The organism is Anaerohalosphaera lusitana, from assembly GCF_002007645.1.
GTDB classification, from domain to species: Bacteria; Planctomycetota; Phycisphaerae; order Sedimentisphaerales; family Anaerohalosphaeraceae; genus Anaerohalosphaera; species Anaerohalosphaera lusitana.
Genome location: NZ_CP019791.1, coordinates 490421 through 508129, shown reverse-complemented (window position 1 = coordinate 508129; position 17709 = coordinate 490421). Strand labels below are relative to the sequence as shown.

Here is a 17709-nt window from a genome sequence, read left to right as displayed (position 1 = left end):
GGCTGATGGCAACTCTGTTAGATTCACAGCACCTTTGTTACCAATGCTGATAAGGCGGTTTGTTAACAGGAGCGGCTCACATGCGTCACAGCAGAAGTTACAGGTTATCCACAGGTTGCATAACAGCCACTGTCGGCCGAAGCTGTTAAGATAGGCAAAATTTTGGACCGTTATCAGTACTGTCAGCCCGTCCTGAACTCGTAAGCTTTATAGAGGATATCCAGTTCCTCTTTGTGTTTGTCCACCTCTGCGTGCAGGTCCGTGACGGCGGAGGGGTCCTTATAAAGGTCCTCATTTCCGAACTTTTCTTGCAGTTTCTCTATGTTTTCTTCCATTTCCAGGATGAAATCTTCAAGTTCTTCGACGCTGTATTTGTTGAACTTTCGCAGTTCCGGTGGTGTTTTCGGCTTGGGTTTACTGGTGGCGGACCCGGATCTGCGGGCCTTTTTCGAGCCTGAGTCATCCTTTGCCCGTGCCTTTGCCAGCGCTTCCGCCTGTCTTTTTTCCACCTGCTCGGCATATTTGCTGTAGAGCGGGCCCTCGCCTTCCACGAGCTCATAATTGCCTAACTCCTTTTCTCCCAAGTCGTTAGCTCCGATAACCAGCAGTTTGTCCACAACGCGGTCGATGAAGTATCGGTCGTGACTGACCACGATTATCGTGCCGTTGTAATCGCGAAGTGCATTTTCCAGTACCTCTTTGCTGTCGATGTCGAGGTGGTTGGTCGGCTCGTCGAGCACGAGCACATCCGGTTCTGCGAGCATAACCTTAAAGAGCATCAGGCGGTTCTGCTGGCCCCCGCTGAGCTCTGATACCTGCTTAAAGACGTCGTCGCCTGTGAAAAGGAACGCGCCGAGCTTGCCGCGGACTACTTCGGTGCTCAGTTCTGGTTTTGCTGAGCGGGCCTCGTCAAGTACGTTGGTGTTCTGATTGAGTTCCTGGCCCTGCTGGTCGAGGTAGCCGACAGTGAGGAATTTTCCCATGCGGATCCGGCCGTCGGTAGACTTTTCCCGGCCGAGGGCGAGTTTGAGGAACGTGCTTTTTCCGGTGCCGTTGGGTCCGGTCACGCCCAGCCTGTCGCCTGCTAGAAGGTCAAAGGTCATATGCTTGAATAAACATATGTCCCCAAAGGACTTACAGACGCCCTCACAGCGGAGGACGAGTGAGCTCTGGCTTGTCGCATCGGCGAAAGAGAGCTTCATGGTTTTCTTTTCAGTGGGCTTGCTCAGGAAATCCGGGTCGCTGTCGAGCATTCTTTCCAGGCGTTTGGCCCTGCCTCGGGCGGTGCCCCGCATGCCTTCCTGATTCTTGTTGCGGGCGATGAAATCGCGTGTCTGTTCGATCATCTTGACGCGGGATTCATACTGTTTTTGCTGCTGATCTCGTTCGAGCCGGCGGTTTTCGACAAACTGGCTGTAGTTTCCGCGCCAGATCGTGCACTTGCCCTGATCGACCTCGGCGATCTTTTCGGTGACCTTATCGAGCAGATAGCGGTCATGGCTTATGATGATGGCGCCGCCGTTGTAGCTGCGGAGGTATTTTTCAAGCCAGACGGTGGCCTGCAGGTCGAGATGGTTGGTGGGTTCGTCTAGCAGAAGCATGTCCGTTTCGCTGAGCAGTACCTTCGCAAGACCCAGCCGGGATAGCTGACCGCCGCTGAGAGTCGAGGTTTTGGCATTGTAAAGCGGCTCTTCGAGTCCCACGCCGTGTAGGATGGACCTTATGCGGGCCTCGTATGTGTAGCCGCCGTTGCGTTCGAAAAGATGACTCAGGCGGTCGTATTCTGCCATCGCCTCTTCAAGTTCGTCGCCTGATAGTTCACCCAGGCGGGAGGCGAGCGTCTCGATCTTTTTCTGGGTCTTGAACAGATCCGCAAGGCCTGCGTGCATCTCCTGCAGGACGGTATTGTCGCCGCAGAAGATGGGTTCCTGGGGCAGATAGCCGATTTTCAGCCCCTTTCGGACGGATACTTCGCCTACATCGGGGTCGACTTCGGAGAGGATCATTTTGAACAGCGTGGTCTTGCCGCAGCCGTTGGGACCGACCAGGCCGACCTTTTCGCCCGGATAAAACTGCGCCTTGAGCCCGTAAAACAGCGGGTTTCGGTCAAAAGACTTATGAATGTCGGTCAGTTTTATTATGGGCATAAGCTGTTGCTTAAAAAGGTTTTAGGATTTCGGGTCGCTGTTGAGCTTGGCGATTTTTGCACCTGCGCGGGCTACTTCTTTTCTCAGTTTGGCCGGTTTTATGACCTCGACCTGGTCGCCGTAGCCGAGAATCCACCATTTTATCTCGTTCAGGCCGTCCACGCGGAAGTTCGCAGTCAGGCTGCCGTCCTCGTTGAAACTGTGCTGCTGGGTGACGTGCCAGCGGACCTCGGAGACGTTGCGAGCCACTCGCGGACTGAAACGCAGTGTGACATTATACACTTTACCTTCGCGAATCATAGACCAGGCCCGGCCGAAATATTCAGCAATATCAAATTTATCGCCATCGATGAACCGCTTTTTCAATACTGAGAGCTGTTTTATCCTGTTCAGTTTGAAAGTGCGGGTCTCGTCGTGGATGCTGGAATAGCCTACGACGTACCAGGCACGATGGTTGTAGAATATGTGATACGGACTGAATTCGAGTTCTATATCGCCGCCGTCGTAAAGCGAGAAATACGCCATTTTCAGCTTTCTTTTAGCCTTTATCGCCCTCTGGATGGCTGCAAATACACTGTCGAGCTGATCCATTGGCGCATGGTTATGCGGCCGTATCGAGATATTTTCGAGTGAAGAGTTGCAGTAGCTTTTTATCTCGGCAGGCAGGTTGTTCTCGATCTTGATGCCCGCCAGCAGTGCGGAATTTTTGAACGGCAGCGGCAGGTGGGATCGCCCCTTCTGGACGAGCATTAGCAGGCTTAGTGCCTCCTGCAGGTTCAGATCGATCGAGGGCAGGAAAAATTCGGGATCGAGTGTGTAGCCGTGGACTTCGCTGTCGAAACGGAACGGGATGCCGATAGCTTCGAGCTGGTTCAGGTCGCGGAAGATCGTGCGGCGGCTGACGCCCATCAGATCGGCGAGCTGGTCGACGGAGTATTTCTGGCCTGACTGGAGATAGGTCAGTATCTGGACGATCCTGGTTATGCGAGCAAGCTTCATGTCTGGTTCCATGTACAAAACAGGTTAAGCAGGAAGTTTCGGGTATACAACTCATGCAGTTCAAGGTCGTATGATTATAGGTTTGGTCGGTCCGGTGTCAACACCGGTCGCGATAGCCGAGCGGCAGAGCCTATTTTGGGATTGACATTGATGCAAGAGAGGCTAGAATAGTATAAGCGCAGGAATTGTGCGCTTGAAAAACAGTATTAAGACCCTTAAATCAGTGGGGTAAGCAAATGAGGAAGACAATGAAAATATGCAAGGCTGTTTTGCTGAGCATGCTGCTTTGTGTAGTTCTTGTTAATGTGACAGGTTGTTCCAATCTGGGAGAAACCAGAGCGGAAGCTTCCAGAAGATACGAGAGAATTTTGCGTATCAACACCAATCAGATCGGTCATGATCTGGATCTGATATTCATGATGGACAAGCCAAGCACATTGACACCCATGCTTGTCCGTTAGTCTCAACAGCGAAACGAGAACGAAAAGCAACGTTAGAGCGCCCGGGCACGCGAAGCAAAGGCCTGGTGGAGTGTAACCATTGGACGCGATCCTGGAGTACTTATACCAGATTTCTCTGCAAGAACGCCTTGTAGTGCTCCTGGAGCTGCTGCTCATAGGCATAGTGGTGTATTGGGCTGTCAGCTTTCTTGAAGGCACTCGAGGTGAGCGCTTATTTCGCGGCGTTTTGTTCGTTCTTGTAATAGGGGCGTTCGTTCTTAAGGTTGTCGTCGAGCGTTTCGATCTCGAACGGGTTGCCTACCTTTACAACGGTGTAGCACTTCTTGCAATTCTTATCATAGCGATAGCATTTCAGCCGGAGATCCGGCGCGCGCTTATTCGCATCGGACAGGCGAGTTTTCTTTCCAGTTCCCCGCAGCAGCTTACCCGCAGTGTAGAAGAAATAATCAAAGCAGTCTCTCAGCTTGCTTCGACACGAACAGGCGCCCTGCTGGTTATCGAACAGCAAGTCGGACTCGGCGAGTTCGTCGAGACAGGCGTTCGAGTGGACAGCAAAGTAAGCGCGGATCTTCTCAGAACGATTTTTTATCCGGGGACCGCGCTGCATGACATGGCGGTCGTGATCCGGGGAGACAGGATCATTGCTGCGAGAGTACAGTTGCCGCTAGCCGAAGAGTCGGCCAGTCTGAGCGGTAAACAGATCGGTTCCAGGCACAGGGCGGCAATGGGCATAAGCACGAGTACGGACGCGATCGTGATAGTTGTCAGCGAAGAGACAGGCATAGTTTCGCTTGCGATAAACGGGCACCTGGTAAGGAACATTTCAGAGGCACAACTGAGACGGCATCTTACCACTGCTGTGGTTGAGACCACACCCATTGTCGAGAAGATGCAGGAAGTGAACAAGAGTACATCCGAAGGATCGGGCAGGGAGAGCTGATATGAACAAGATACAAGTTACATCACAGCTCAAAAAGCTACTCCTGGTGATCTTTTTGACCGTTCTTATATGGGCCTGGGCCTACAACGCGCTGGAGGACACGACGACACAGCCGGCAACACTGAGCATTTACCAGTCGCCGGATTCGGCGCTGCTGGTCGAATTCGTTGACAGGGAGTCACCGATCGATTTTGAGATAACCGTTAAGGGGCCTGCATCAGGTATTTCGGAGCTCGAGCGTAAGGTGCTGACGGGCGAGGAAAAGCTCGATTTCGTGTTCAACGCAAAAACTGAACGTAAGGATTCGCCAGGCAGATACGTCCTTGACGTCCTGCAGTTTGTCAAGAATAGTGCGAAAATTGAGGTACTGGGACTTACGGTTGAATCCGTGAGCATCGATACCGTGGAAGTTGAAGTCGAGCAGCTTGTGCAAAAGCAGTTGACGGTACAGGTGCTTGACGAGAATGGTTTGCCGCTAGAGCATGAGGACATCAAGCCCTCATTCGTTGAAACATACGTAAGGCCTCAGAGCACAACAGATTCGCTCAAAGCAAGGGTTACACTGACGCCCGATCAGATAGAGAAAGCACGCAAGGGTTACATAACCGCGCAGCCGATAGTCGAGATATCGCCCAACGAATTCAGACAGGCAGCGGCAGTACAGATCAAGCTTCCGCCGACTGCGGACACGTTAGAGAATAAGCTTTTGCCCTATCTGCGTGTTGGGTTTCTAATGGGTGATCAGATGGAAGGTCGGTACGAAGTTGAGCTTATCAATGCTAATGAGGTTGTGAGCACGACGAGATTTCAAGCGACGGATGAGGCATGGGCGGTCTATGAGAATATGCCGTATCAGATAGTCATCCCTGTTTACGAGAATGATGCGGAACAGGAAAAAGTGACTCGCGAGGTTATTTACAACTTCCCGCATGAGTTTCTTGAAAAAGGCGAGATCAAACTGACCGGCAGTCCGCGCACGGCCGAGTTCAGGCTACTTCCTGTCGGCGAGCAGAATCAGCAGCAGTAGGTGAGCCTTTCACGAATGCGATAACAGTCTCAACTGTCATCCACGCCGCCAGCGCCAGTATCAATCCGCCGATCGCCACAAGCAGCCAGTTTTTGCTTTCAATAAACGACAGTTCGTTGAGGACCATTGCCCAGCCTGTGACTATTAGCATTGCGGCACAGGGCAGGCCCGTGACGAGCCATTTCTTACCGCCCTTTTTACGCAGGTACATCGTGACCACGAACAGAGCGAGGACCGCGAGCAGTTGATTTGCGGTGCCGAAAAGCGGCCATAGGACCATCGCTCCTGTGCCGTCCGCACCGGTCGCGAACGCAAGGGCCGCAGCGGTCAGTACCGCGAACGTCGTGGCGATCCATTTATTCGCAAGGCCGGGGATCTTCATATCCGTTGCAAGCTCTGCGGTAATATATCGCTGCAGACGGACCGCGGTATCGAGAGTCGTGCCGGCGAAAGATGCGATAAAAACTCCCATCAGCGTGATGCCGACCGTTTCTGGCAGGCCTATGCTGGTCATCATGTTCGCTGCGCCGCGGACGACGGGTGCGAGCTTATCGCCGAGACCCTTTGCGCCGATCCAGGACGAGTAGAAGTGCTGCCATGCCGACTGGCCGCTGAGTATGGTGCCGTCTTCGAGCGGCAGAGCCATGCCCACGCCTGCGGCGATGCAGATAATGACCAGCACCGCAAGTGCTCCTTCAAGCAGCATCGAGCCGTAGCCGACGAACAGGCTGTCGGGTTCTTTGGCGACCTGCTTGGGACTGGTGCCGGAAGCGACGAGACTGTGGAAGCCGCTGATCGCGCCGCATGCGATGATGACGAACATGAAGGGCCAGATAGAGGGTGTGTCGGCGGGCAGGTTTGTATTTATCGCCGGGGCGACTATGGGCAGGCCGTCGGTGGAAAAGGTGGAGAAGAAAACGCCGCCGATCAGCAGCGCCATCGCGATGAAGAGCTGCCAGGCGTTTATGTAGTCCCGCGGCTGGAGCAGGACCGTGACCGGCAGAGTCGATGCGATCCATGCATATATCAGCAGGATGATGACCCACACTCCGGTCGAGGGTATGCCGAGGATGGGTTTGGTTATGACGACTTCGTTAATGCTGCCGAGCCAGATACAGGCATACATCAGCACGACGGCAACAGCGGTGGACAGGAAGACTTTAAGATTTTTTCGGTAGATCGCGAAGCCCAGTGCCATCGCGATCGGGATCTGCAGCCAGACGGGGATGACCGCGCTTGGGAAACGCGTGAAGACAGCAGCGATGACGACGCCGAAGATGGCGATGACGATCAGCAGGGTGAGAAAAACGACCGTGAAGAAAATAAGGCGGACGCGTTTGTTGATGTATTTGGCTGCGACTTCGGAGATGCTCTTGCCCTCGTTTCGCATGGAGACGACCAGCGAGCCGAAGTCATGCACCGCGCCCATGAAGATACAGCCGAGCGTGACCCAGAGCAGTGCGGGAAGCCAGCCCCAGATGATGCCGATAGCCGGTCCCACGATAGGCCCGGTACCGGCGATGCTGGTGTAGTGATGGCCGAAGATGATGCCTCGGCGGGTGGGGACGTAGTCCGTGCCGTCGGCCAGTTCGACGGAGGGAGCCTTGCGGTCCGCGTTGAGTTTGAATATTTTGCGAGCGAGGAATCGGCCGTAGGTGTTGTAGGCCAGCAGATAACCGGCCCCGCAGATAAGCATTAACAGCAGCGTTTCCATTTTGCATTCTCCGTAATAATGGAAAATGATTTATACGAGGTCGCTATAACAGCCTGTCAGACACTGTATAAAAATGAGCACTTAATTTCTGTCAGGTGACAGGCTCGGTGCATCCGGTGAATATCTTAATGTCTTCGGCGGAACATCAGTCTTATGGGCACCTCTTCGAGGTCGAGCATCTCGCGAAGTTTGTTTATCGCAAACCGCTTGAACGTATTGTTGAACAGACCCGGGTCGTTTACGAACAGCAGCAGCGAGACGGGCCGGACCGCGACCTGCGTAGCGTAATATATCTTCGGGATGCCGCGTTTAGAACCGCCGATGCGGGCCTCGGATATCGTTTCGATCGCTTTGTTGAGCTTTGGCGTGGGGACCTCGGTCGAGGCCTGCTGGAAGACTTCTGTCGTCAGGTGCAGAACGTTTTCGAGATTTTCGCCGGTCGTCGCGGTGGTGAAAGCGATGGGGCAGTGGCGCATGCCGGGCAGCATCTTGTCGACATAGTCCAGGTAGTCGTCCGGATCGGCCGCATCGTTGGCGAGGTCCCATTTGTTGATGACAAGAATGCAGGCTTTGTATTCTTCGTTGATCATGGCGGCAAGCTTCTTGTCCGGCTGGGACAGAGGCAGAGTCGAGTCGACCATGAACAGCACCACGTCGGCCCGCTTGATGCTGCGAGCGGCGCGGGTGTAGCTGTAATATTCGATGCTGTTGGACATCTTGCGTTTCTTGCGAACGCCCGCGGTGTCGATAAGGCAGAATTTCTCGCCCTTGTAATCGAAGATCACGTCGACCGCGTCGCGGGTGGTGCCGGGGATGTCGGAAGCAATGACTCGGGTCTCGCCCACGACGGAATTTATGAACGTGCTTTTGCCCGCATTACGCTTGCCGACGACGGCGATGCGGACGCGTTCGCGCTTGGGCAGCTCAACCGGCATGTGCGAGAGATTGTCTGATACTTTTTCGAGCAGCTCTGCGCGGTTTACGAAATTGGTTGCGGAGATCGGAATTGCTTCGCCGAAGCCTAGACGTTGGAACTCGCCAGCGCTGCCGAGCTGCTTAGGGCTGTCGGCCTTGTTGGCGACGAGAATGACGTCGAGATCATGCTTGCGGAGCATCTGCGCGATGTCCTGATCGAGCGGCATGATGCCGTCGCGGATATCGACCACGAACAGCACGACGTCCGCCATTGCGACCGCGTTGTTGATCTGCTCCTCGACATGTCTGGTCAGCTCGCCTTCGTCTACGATGCCGTATCCGCCGGTGTCGACCAGCTCGACGTATCTGCCGTTGAGCTCGACCAGGGTAGATACGCGGTCGCGCGTAACGCCCGCTGTCGATTCGACGATACTGATCATCTCACCCGCCAGTGAGTTCAGCAGACTGCTCTTGCCCACGTTGGGCCTGCCTACGATTGTAACTACTGGTAATGCCACTTTATGCCTCTAGATAGCTTAGGATAGTGTCGTTAATCGCGCAATTATAGCAGGTGCGCAAGCAAAATAGAAGTCGCTGACGGCAAAAAAGTTACATCTTATTCAGGCGATCAGCCGGCCTGCAGCCAGGGGTCACTGTTTCTTGCGAGTATCGCATTAAGTTTTTCGGTGAGCTGAGTGACCACTTCGGGCTTTTCGTCGGCGATGTTCTTGAGCTGATAGGGGTCGGCTTTGTTGTCGTGCAGGATGGTTTTGGTGATACCTTCGCCCTTTTTCTTTGTCAGCTCCAGCGTGTATCGGTGTGTTCTGACTCCGCGACGGCCGTATGCTGGCTGACCGTACGGTATCCATATGTACAATTGAGCGTCGGGTCGTTCACCTTGCCCGGTGAGGAAGACGTCCGCTCGGCTGGTGCCTTCGACGTCTTGCGGTATGTCCCGCTTACGGCCCATCATCTCCAGCAGCGTCGGGTAGATGTCTGGCGATGAGATCAGCAGGTCATCATGACGCGGCTTGATCTTGCCTGGCCAGCGGACGATGAAAGGCACGCGCATGGATTCTTCCCAGTGGACGTTCTTTGTAGAGTGGCTGTGACAACCCAGACAGTTGCCGTGATCCGACGTAAAGACTACGATCGTGTTCTCGTCCAGTCCCTGTGCCTTGAGCTCTTTGAGGATCCTGCCGAACTGATCGTCGACACCGGTGACCTGTGCGAAATAGTTGCGGACGTTCTTGCGATAATATTTGCCCCAGCGTTCGTCGGCAGGCGGAACGTTTGGTCGGTTCACAAGCTGCTCGTCCGTCTTGTCGGCGTACATTTTCTTGTATTTTTCCGGCACGAGGTGGTAAGGCGTGTGCGGCGGGTTCATAGACACGACCATCGCGAAAGGTTTGTCCGGATCGCGGTATTTGCCGTCGTCATTCCGAATGAAGGATATGGCTTTGTCCGCTTCGTGCTCAGGACCCCACTGGTCGACGTAATGGAACTCGTTTCGGCCCGCGTCGGTTGACCAGTACAGAGGCCGATTGTGGTAATCGTATGTGCCGTATGCGTACCAGTAGTCGAAGCCGTGCCGGCGTTCGGGCGAGCACCACTCGTTCCACGCGAACTTGCGGCTGTTGTTGGCGCAATGTACGTACGGCACGTATGGAGCATCAAGGTGCCACTTGCCGATGTAGCCGAGACTGTAGCCCTTGTCCTTGAGGACGTCCGACCAGCAGCGATCGTCCTTGTTGAGCTCGTAGCCGTACAGCGAGCCGTTGGAATTGCAGTTGCTCAGTACGCCGTTTGAATGCGGATACTTACCGGTCATCAGCATGCCGCGATATGGGCTGCAGACCGGATAATTACTCACCGCCTGGGGCAGGACCAGGCTTTCGCTAGCGAATTTGTCGAGGTTGGGAGTGATAACCGGATCTTCATCCAGGAATCCAAGTGCCTGGCCCCGCATCTGGTCGGGAAAGACGAATACGAGATTTGGCTGTTTGGAACCGGAACCTTTGCCGGACTTACGGCTGGTTGAAGTTGCTGCGCAGCCTGCAAAGCCTAGAGCTGCTACACTGCCGCCAGCGAGCCTGATGAATTCACGTCTGTTCATAGAACATTCCCACAATTAATAACAGATATGCGAGCTGAATTTTAGCATAATGGGTTCGATTATTCAAATGGTCCTTTGAAGATTCGCTGTCCGGAAGGCACAGGGTTCGTATCCGCTAAAATGCCCAATAAAGCATTGACCTGCATGCGGGTTTTACTTAGTATGCCGATTCGATACCTAACCAAAACACTAGTAATAGGGAGAAAATCATGGCCAATGTAATTTTACAGACCGACATCCCTGGCGTACCGGTAAAGCACGGCAAGGTCCGCGACATCTATGATGCGGGCGATCATCTGATCTTTGTCGCCTCGGACAGGCTCAGCGCATTCGACGTTGTGCTCAAAACCGGCATACCATATAAAGGACAGGTGCTTACACAGATATCGAAGTTCTGGTTCGACTTTCTTTCGGATACTATCGACAACCACGTTGTGTCGATGGACGTCGAAGATTTCCCCGCTCCGTTCTGCAACTACCCCGACCAGCTTCGCGGCAGGTCGATGATGGTCAAAAAGACCGAGGTTCTGCCCGTCGAGTGCATCGTTCGTGGTTATCTGGCTGGTTCCGGCTGGAAGGAATACCAGAAGAGCCGGACGGTATGCGGCATCGAGCTGCCGGCGGGACTCAAACAGTGTGACAAGCTGCCCGAACCGATCTTCACGCCTTCAACCAAGGCTGAGCAGGGTCTGCATGACGAGAACATCTCGTTCGATAAGGCTGTCGATATCATCGGCGAAGACAAGGCCAACTTTGTACGAGACACAAGCCTGGCGATCTTCAAAAAGGCCAGAGATTATGCCGAGTCCAAGGGTATCATCCTTGCGGACACGAAATTCGAGTTCGGCCTGATCGACGGCAAGATCATCCTGATCGATGAAGTATTCACGCCTGATTCGTCACGATTCTGGCCTGCGGATAAGTACGAGCCGGGCAAGAACCAGGAATCGTTCGACAAGCAGTTCGTTCGTAACTATCTCGAAGAGACCGATTTCGACAAGGACGGGCCCGGCATCGAGCTGCCGACGGACATCATCGAAAAGACCTCGGCCAAGTACATCGAAGCATACGAAAAACTGACCGGCCAGGAATTTCAGAAGTAGCCTGTAGTTCTGGTTTGCAAAATTTAGTATGGTATTATCCGGAGGGCATCCATTTTGGGTGCCCTTCGTTTTTTTGTGGAACGCCCGTTCGTGTTTCTGGTATAGTGACACCTTTGGGCGTGAACTCTAACGGATAGGTTGCAAATGGCTTTGCCGATCATAGATATTGACAGTGTGACATTCCGCAGGAAAGACAGCGTTATACTTTCCGACGTTTCGTGGCGCATCGAGCCGGGCCGAAACTGGGCGCTGCTCGGCGGTAACGGTGCGGGCAAGACGACGCTGCTGAATATAGTTCTGGGCTACGCATGGCCGACGACTGGCAGCGTGACGGTATTCGGCGAGAAGTTCGGCGACTGCGCGATCCGCGAACTGCGAAAATCGGTCGGCTATGTAAGCTCGTCGATGGGTGACCGTGTGCCGACTTTAGACACGCCTTTGGAAATCGCGATGTCCGGGATCGATGCGTCCTTCGGATTGTATCGGCAGTTCACGGAAGCTGAGACTGTTCGCGGTCGCAGGACGTTGGAAGCTGTAAACGTTGCGCATCTGGCCGAAAGGAAATTTGCGACATTGAGCCAGGGCGAACGTCAGCGGGTACTTATCTCGCGGGCGCTTGTGAACGAGCCGAAACTGCTGGTGCTGGATGAGCCTTGCGTTGGGCTGGATCCCGCGGCAAGGCACGATTTTCTCTGCGACCTCGGCGAGATGGCGGGCCGTGATGATGCGCCGGCGATAATTTTCGTTACCCACCATATCGAAGAAATACATCCCTGGCTGGACAGCGTCTTCATGCTCAAGGACGGAAGCTGCCTGGCGAGCGGGTCGAGTGAAAAGCACATCAACAGTGATACGCTCGGCGAACTTTTTAACTGTGATTGTGAAGTAACGCGCACCGGCCACGGCTGGTCGCTGAACATAAACGGGAAAACCAATGATCGATAACAAACCGAGCCTTCGTCTGCAGTGGGGTCAGCTCCTCGCTGTCAGCGGCGCACATTTCCTGGTGGACGTTTACGCGGGGATGATGCCCGCGATCCTGCCTGCCGTGCGCGACAAGTTCAATATCTCGCTTACGATGGGCGTTGCACTTATCAGCACGCTTTACATAAGCTGTAACATCATGCAGATCGGCACCGGACACGTGCGGGCACAAAAGGACAAGCCGCTGCTGATGTACATAGGCCTTGCTCTGGGGGCGGTACTGTGTTCGTTCGCTGCATTTCCAGCGCAGGAAGCGGGCGTCGAGGCGAGCATATACATCAAGCTAACTTTAATACTGCTTGTGATAATAGCGGCCAGCGGTCTTGCGATGGTGCATCCGGAGGGGCTGCGCGCGGTGCATAGACTCGATGGCATTCAGCCGGCGATGAGTACGGCTGTTTTCATGGCGGGCGGTTTCATGGGCTTTGCCTCGGGCGGCTACATCGCGACGCTGTTGGTCGAGGCGTTTGGCTTCAAGGGGCTGTACTTTCTCTGCCTCGGATCAGCGGCAGGCATTGCTGCGATATATCTGCTGCGGGTTCGTCTCGCCGTAGAGAAAACGCCGACCGAGGTCGTTGAACAGAAAGTCGCGAAGGTAACGCAGCTTCCCTTCTGGCCGTTGATGATGATAGCAATACCCGCGACGACGGCGACGACGGTGTTCTGTTCGCTTCTGCCGTCGCGTCTGGAGGAGCTTGGCTATGCACTTTCTTACGGCGGTATCGCGACACTGATCTACGGCGGCGGTTCTGCGATAGGCTCGTTCCTGTGGGCGCCGATCGCGCACCGCAAAGGTGAGATGAAACTGTGCGCGGTTTTGCACCTCGCGGGTCTGCCTTTTCTGTTTGCGTATCTTGGGATGATGGACAACGGCTATGCGGTCATTCTGCTGGCTGCTGCGGGCTTTCTGTCTTCGTCGGCGTATCCGCTGGTTGTGACGATGGCGCGAAGCGCGAAGGGCCTGACGCTTGGCCTGCGGATGGGTCTGGTTGTCGGCGGCGCGTGGGGCCTGGCAGCAGTACCGCTGCAGGTGCTCGGGCCGGTCGCCGAGGAGTTCGGCATACAGATCGTGCTCTGGTATACGCCCATCGGCTACGTGATCGCGGGCGTCGCAGCGCTGATGCTTGCGGCACGGGGCAAGGCGAAAATGAAAATCAAAAACGAGGCGACCAGTGCGGCATAAGCTGGGTATATTCTCATTCTTCGGCTATAGGCTTAGCCTGACCACGCGTGTCAAGCTGATACGGCAGGCGGGCTTTGAGATGACCGGGCTGTGGTGGCACGAATTTGCCAAGGGCGCAGAGCCGCTGAAGGATCGGCCGCGGATCGTACGCGATCATGGCCTGGAGCTGGACAACGTACACATCCCTTACCGCGGCGCGAAGGCGTTGTGGAGCAGGGAGAAATCGCGCCGCCAGAGGTATGTCGACTACTGCCGTGAATGCCTGGAGGACTGCGCACGACACGACATCGGCAAAATGGTGATGCATCTTTCGGTGGGTAATAAGTATGTACAGCCGAACGGTCATGGTCTGGATACGTTGCGCCAACTGGCGGAGTTTGCCGAAAACGTCGGTGTGGACATTGCATTCGAAAACACACGACATATCGAAATGCTGGACGCGGTGCTCGATCAGATCGATTCGCCTGCGGTTTCGTTCTGTTACGATACGGGGCATGACAATGTCTGGGGCGAGCCGGCCGGGCAGATCGCTGTAGACTGGGCGGAGAGAATGTCGATAACACACCTGTCGGATAATCGCGGGATCATGGACTGGCACAGTCCGATCGGCGAGGGGAATTACGATTGGCCGTTTCTGGCCGAGACGCTAAGCCGTTGTGAGTATGCCGGGCCGCTTATGCTCGAAGTGTTTACGCGTGACAGGGAGCTGCCGCCGAGAGTTTTTCTGGATAATTGTTTTCACGGATTGCGAAACTTTGCTAAAATGGTTGCAGAACAATCTGTATACCAAAAGCAGGAGACGCGGACCTATGATCAATTATGATATGCACATACATACAGAGTACTGCGGCCACGCGCCGGGCATGACCGTACCGGTGATACTCGAGCGGGCGGACGAGCTGGGGCTGGAGACGATCTGCATCACGGACCATATCTTCGTCGAGGAGGATCTCGAACTGATCGACAAGATACGCGATGAGGTTGAGCGAACCACTTCGGACTGCACCGTGCTGGTCGGCGCGGAAGTTGACGTCGATCCGGATCACTTCGACGGTACGCTGATAACGGATCGCATTTCACAGCTCGACTATGTTCTGGCGAGTTTGCATTATGTGCCGGGTGTTGGTGAGTTCGCGGAGACTCCGGACGACAATCCACTCGAGCCGGAAGTATTGCTTGAGCGTTGGCGAACAACATTGCTGGGCCTGGCGGCGGATAAGCACGTCCACGCGATCGGCCATCCGGGTAGAATGATCGGTTCGTCGCTCGATCTGGATTCGCACTACGAGGACATTCTCGCGATATTCGAAGAGGTCGCCCCGGTCAGCGCGAAGAATAATACCGCCTGGGAACTTAACGAGCTGACCGCGTATCGTCTGTCGGATTACTATCGGCAGCAGTGGTACCGCATATTTGAGATAGGACACGCGGCAGGCGTGAAGCTGATCTACGGCTCGGATGCACATGCGCCTGAGGACATCGGCTATTACGAAGAGATCAAGGCGCTGCTGGCCAAGCTGCCCGAAGACGCACTGGCACGTCCGACCGATTTACTGAAGGTGCCGTCGTAATCCTTGTGAAACTGTCGGTGATTTATCAGCACAGCATCGTTTCGAACAAATAAAAAACGGGACGCGGCATTGAAAACCGGTCCCGTTTATTTGTGCGCACGTTTGGTTTGAATTACAATCCCCATGCCCTTGCGAATGCGTCGAAGCTGCGGTCGTATGTCTTTTCGACTTCGTCCGGGAAACAGCAGGCGGGAAGCTGTTTCGAGCGAAGATGTTTATGCAGACAGTCACAACACACACCCTTGGTGCCGCAGGGATATGAACAGTTACAGAAGTCCAGATTCTTCTCTTTTTTGCATTCCATATTTCGCCTCTCAGTCAAAACTCATTTTTATGACAATATCAATTTGTCGGTTCATTATACGCAAACATCAACAAAGAATCAAACCGCTCACGCGAAGTGCAGCTCTATGATCTCCTTGTCGGTCAGCTCGTGTGTCTTCTGCACGTTCTGGCCGTCGTGAATGTCCGGCGCGTTCCATGCACGCGCGCTCTGCAGCTTTTCCGCAAGCTCACGATGGATCGTAAACGCAAGGTCCTCCACTGTCGAACCCTTGTCAAGCGTGAACGGCTCTTTCATGTCCGGCTCCTTGCCTGGCTTTTTCGCGTAGACGCGTACGACGTTGAGTAGCTCAAAAACGCGTGCTACCATTTCGTGCAGTCCTTCGCCCGTGTGCGCGGAAAACGGCAGGTACTCGAAATCACGCTCGGTCAGTTCCGCCAGCGTCTCGATCGTCCCGTCCGGTGCGGCATCGATCTTGGTGCATATCACGATCGTCTTGCGAGCCAGCCGGTTACCCTGCTCGTCCTGCTCATCGGTATTCTCATCAGGCAGAAGCCGGTGCGACTGCAAATACTCAGTGCAGACCTCCATCTGTTCGAGCGGGTCGGCAGCGACGTCGATCACGATGCCGATGATGTCACAGTTGCGGTAGGTGTTGACCATGCCCGCGGGCGCGTAGTCTGGCGTGATCGGCGGCATATCCACGATCTCGATCTGAACGTCCTCGTGATACATCATGCCCGGCACAGGTGTCTGCGTCGCGAACGGAAAATCCGTCACGTTCACCGACGCTTTCGAAACCGCCGCGACGACCGAGCTCTTGCCGCAGTTGGGCGTGCCCACGAGTACGAGCTGACCCGCGCCGTTTTTCGGAACGTGAAAAATGTCCGTGCGCTTGCCGCCCTTTTTGCCGCCCTCTTCGACTGCTGTTCGAAGCTTGCTGAGCTTTTTGCGCAGATCCGCCCGCATGTGATCGGTACCCTTGTGCTTGGGTATCACACGCAGCATCTCCTCCAGTGCCAGGATCCGCTCTTCATCCGTCGAGGCACTCTTGAACCACTTCTCCGCCTTGAAATAATCAGGAGTCAGATTCGCGGGCATAATCGCTTATCCCTATAACTGACTGCAAAAAAAGAAGGCCGGACACAGCGCCCGCGCCTTCCTGAAAATTTTAAAAAGTTATTCGCTGACTTTTGCCGCGATCATGTCGCCGACCTCGTCCGTGCCGTAGCCCATCTCGCCGGCCGCCATGCTCTTGAACTTGTTCGCGGTGCCCCACTTGACTGCGTCTTCGATCGCGGTCGCGGCTTCGTCCTCTCCCAGCGAACGCAGCATCATAGCGCCGCTGCAGATCGCAGCCAGCGGATTGATCACGTTCTGACCGGTGAACGATGGAGCGGTTCCGCCGATCGGCTCGAACATGCTCACGCCCTCTGGGTTGATGTTGCCGCCCGCTGCGATGCCCAGCCCGCCCTGCGTGATCGCGCCGAGGTCGGTCACGATGTCGCCGAACATATTGCTGGTCACCATCACGTCGAACATTTCCGGGCTCTGGATCATGTACAGGCAGACCGCGTCGACGTGGTAATATTCGCGTTTGACGTCCGGATAGTCCGCATCGCCGATCTCGTTGAATGCGCGTTCCCACAGATCGAAAACGTAGGTCAGCACGTTCGTCTTACCGACCAGTGCGAGCGTGTTGTTCTCGCCCTTGCCGCGAGCCTTCTTGCCGTACTTGCGTGCATACTCGAACGCGTAACGCAGGCATCGTTCGACCTGGTATCGGCTGTAAACGCAGCTCTGTACCGCGACTTCGTGCTGCGTACCCTTCATTGTAAAACCGCCCGTGCCGGTGTAAAGCCCGCCAACGTTTTCGCGAACGACCGTGTAGTCGATCTCGTCGGGACCCTTGCCGGTGATCGGACATGAAACGCCCGGATACAGCTTGACCGGACGCAGGTTGATGTATTGGTCCAGCCCAAACCGAGCCTTGAGCAGAACGCCCTTTTCCAGGATACCAGGTGCGACCTTCGGGTCGCCGATAGCGCCCAGCAGGATCGAATCATAGCCGCCCAGCTCTTCGAGACTTTCGTCGCTGAGCGTTTCGCCCGTCTTGAGATAACGTGTCGCGCCGAAATCGTACTCGGTCAGCGCGAGCTCGAAACCAAATTTTTCCGCCGCCGCTTTTGCGACCTTAACAGCTTCGCGTGTTACTTCCGGCCCGGTTCCGTCGCCGGGGATTACAGCAATATTATACTTCGCCATT

16 protein-coding genes are annotated in these 17709 nt (G+C 54.9%); 8 read left to right on the top strand and 8 right to left on the bottom strand.

The genetic code is table 11. From position 1 onward, the window contains the following. Positions 1–182: 182 nt before the first annotated feature. On the bottom strand, positions 183–2147 hold the full coding sequence (gene abc-f / locus STSP2_RS02195; RefSeq protein WP_146659448.1) for a ribosomal protection-like ABC-F family protein: 1965 nt from the start codon (positions 2145–2147) through the stop codon (positions 183–185). Between the two features lie 21 nt (positions 2148–2168). Then, on the bottom strand, positions 2169–3146 hold the full coding sequence (locus tag STSP2_RS02190; RefSeq protein ID WP_169852919.1) for a helix-turn-helix transcriptional regulator: 978 nt from the start codon (positions 3144–3146) through the stop codon (positions 2169–2171). Positions 3147–3382: 236 nt separating this feature from the next. Here STSP2_RS02190 and STSP2_RS02185 point away from each other — a divergent pair, with 236 nt between their 5' ends. The 3 genes from STSP2_RS02185 to STSP2_RS02175 all read left to right on the top strand — a co-directional run bounded on the left by STSP2_RS02185 (position 3383) and on the right by STSP2_RS02175 (position 5574). Continuing rightward, positions 3383–3607: a hypothetical protein gene (locus STSP2_RS02185; protein ID WP_146659444.1), complete on the top strand. Its 225-nt coding sequence runs from the start codon at positions 3383–3385 to the stop codon at positions 3605–3607. Between the two features lie 79 nt (positions 3608–3686). Further along, the gene (gene cdaA, locus STSP2_RS02180) at positions 3687–4547 is read left to right on the top strand and encodes a diadenylate cyclase CdaA (RefSeq protein WP_146659442.1); all 861 of its coding nucleotides are present in this window, start codon (positions 3687–3689) and stop codon (positions 4545–4547) included. 1 nt (position 4548) lies between these two features. Further along, positions 4549–5574, top strand: coding sequence for a hypothetical protein (locus STSP2_RS02175; RefSeq protein WP_146659441.1), 1026 nt, complete (start codon positions 4549–4551; stop codon positions 5572–5574). On the opposite strand, the gene STSP2_RS02170 is transcribed toward STSP2_RS02175, so the two are convergent. The 3 genes from STSP2_RS02170 to STSP2_RS02160 all read right to left on the bottom strand — a co-directional run bounded on the left by STSP2_RS02170 (position 5534) and on the right by STSP2_RS02160 (position 10319). Then, positions 5534–7288, bottom strand: a complete 1755-nt coding sequence (locus tag STSP2_RS02170) for a carbon starvation CstA family protein (protein ID WP_146659439.1) — start codon at positions 7286–7288, stop codon at positions 5534–5536. The two genes, STSP2_RS02175 and STSP2_RS02170, sit on opposite strands and share 41 nt — an antisense overlap. A gap of 125 nt (positions 7289–7413) precedes the next feature. Next, the gene (gene der, locus STSP2_RS02165) at positions 7414–8721 is read right to left on the bottom strand and encodes a ribosome biogenesis GTPase Der (protein WP_146659437.1); all 1308 of its coding nucleotides are present in this window, start codon (positions 8719–8721) and stop codon (positions 7414–7416) included. 110 nt (positions 8722–8831) lie between these two features. After that, a complete protein-coding gene (locus STSP2_RS02160) occupies positions 8832–10319 on the bottom strand; it encodes a sulfatase-like hydrolase/transferase (RefSeq protein ID WP_146659435.1) in 1488 nt (495 codons plus the stop codon). A gap of 209 nt (positions 10320–10528) precedes the next feature. Between STSP2_RS02160 and STSP2_RS02155 the strand changes: the two genes are divergently transcribed. The 5 genes from STSP2_RS02155 to STSP2_RS02135 all read left to right on the top strand — a co-directional run bounded on the left by STSP2_RS02155 (position 10529) and on the right by STSP2_RS02135 (position 15160). Continuing rightward, positions 10529–11422, top strand: a complete 894-nt coding sequence (locus STSP2_RS02155; protein WP_146659433.1) for a phosphoribosylaminoimidazolesuccinocarboxamide synthase — start codon at positions 10529–10531, stop codon at positions 11420–11422. A 144-nt stretch (positions 11423–11566) separates the two neighbouring features. After that, positions 11567–12367 (top strand): ABC transporter ATP-binding protein, encoded by an 801-nt coding sequence (locus STSP2_RS02150; RefSeq protein WP_146659431.1) that lies wholly within the window; start codon positions 11567–11569, stop codon positions 12365–12367. Then, positions 12357–13589 carry an MFS transporter gene (locus STSP2_RS02145; protein WP_146659429.1) on the top strand — a complete coding sequence of 411 codons (1233 nt, stop codon included), beginning with the start codon at positions 12357–12359 and terminating at the stop codon, positions 13587–13589. The genes STSP2_RS02150 and STSP2_RS02145 overlap by 11 nt, the downstream gene beginning before the upstream one ends. Continuing rightward, positions 13579–14412 carry a sugar phosphate isomerase/epimerase family protein gene (locus tag STSP2_RS02140; RefSeq protein ID WP_146659428.1) on the top strand — a complete coding sequence of 278 codons (834 nt, stop codon included), beginning with the start codon at positions 13579–13581 and terminating at the stop codon, positions 14410–14412. The genes STSP2_RS02145 and STSP2_RS02140 overlap by 11 nt, the downstream gene beginning before the upstream one ends. Continuing rightward, positions 14399–15160, top strand: coding sequence for a PHP domain-containing protein (locus STSP2_RS02135; protein ID WP_169852918.1), 762 nt, complete (start codon positions 14399–14401; stop codon positions 15158–15160). The genes STSP2_RS02140 and STSP2_RS02135 overlap by 14 nt, the downstream gene beginning before the upstream one ends. 112 nt (positions 15161–15272) lie before the next feature. Here STSP2_RS02135 and STSP2_RS02130 read toward each other — a convergent pair whose 3' ends face one another. The 3 genes from STSP2_RS02130 to STSP2_RS02120 form a co-directional block, all read right to left on the bottom strand. Next, the gene (locus STSP2_RS02130) at positions 15273–15464 is read right to left on the bottom strand and encodes a DUF6485 family protein (protein WP_146659424.1); all 192 of its coding nucleotides are present in this window, start codon (positions 15462–15464) and stop codon (positions 15273–15275) included. 87 nt (positions 15465–15551) lie between these two features. Next, positions 15552–16544: a GTPase gene (locus STSP2_RS02125; RefSeq protein ID WP_146659422.1), complete on the bottom strand. Its 993-nt coding sequence runs from the start codon at positions 16542–16544 to the stop codon at positions 15552–15554. Between the two features lie 78 nt (positions 16545–16622). After that, positions 16623–17708 carry a 3-isopropylmalate dehydrogenase gene (locus STSP2_RS02120; RefSeq protein ID WP_146659420.1) on the bottom strand — a complete coding sequence of 362 codons (1086 nt, stop codon included), beginning with the start codon at positions 17706–17708 and terminating at the stop codon, positions 16623–16625. Between the last annotated feature and the right edge of the window lies 1 nt (position 17709).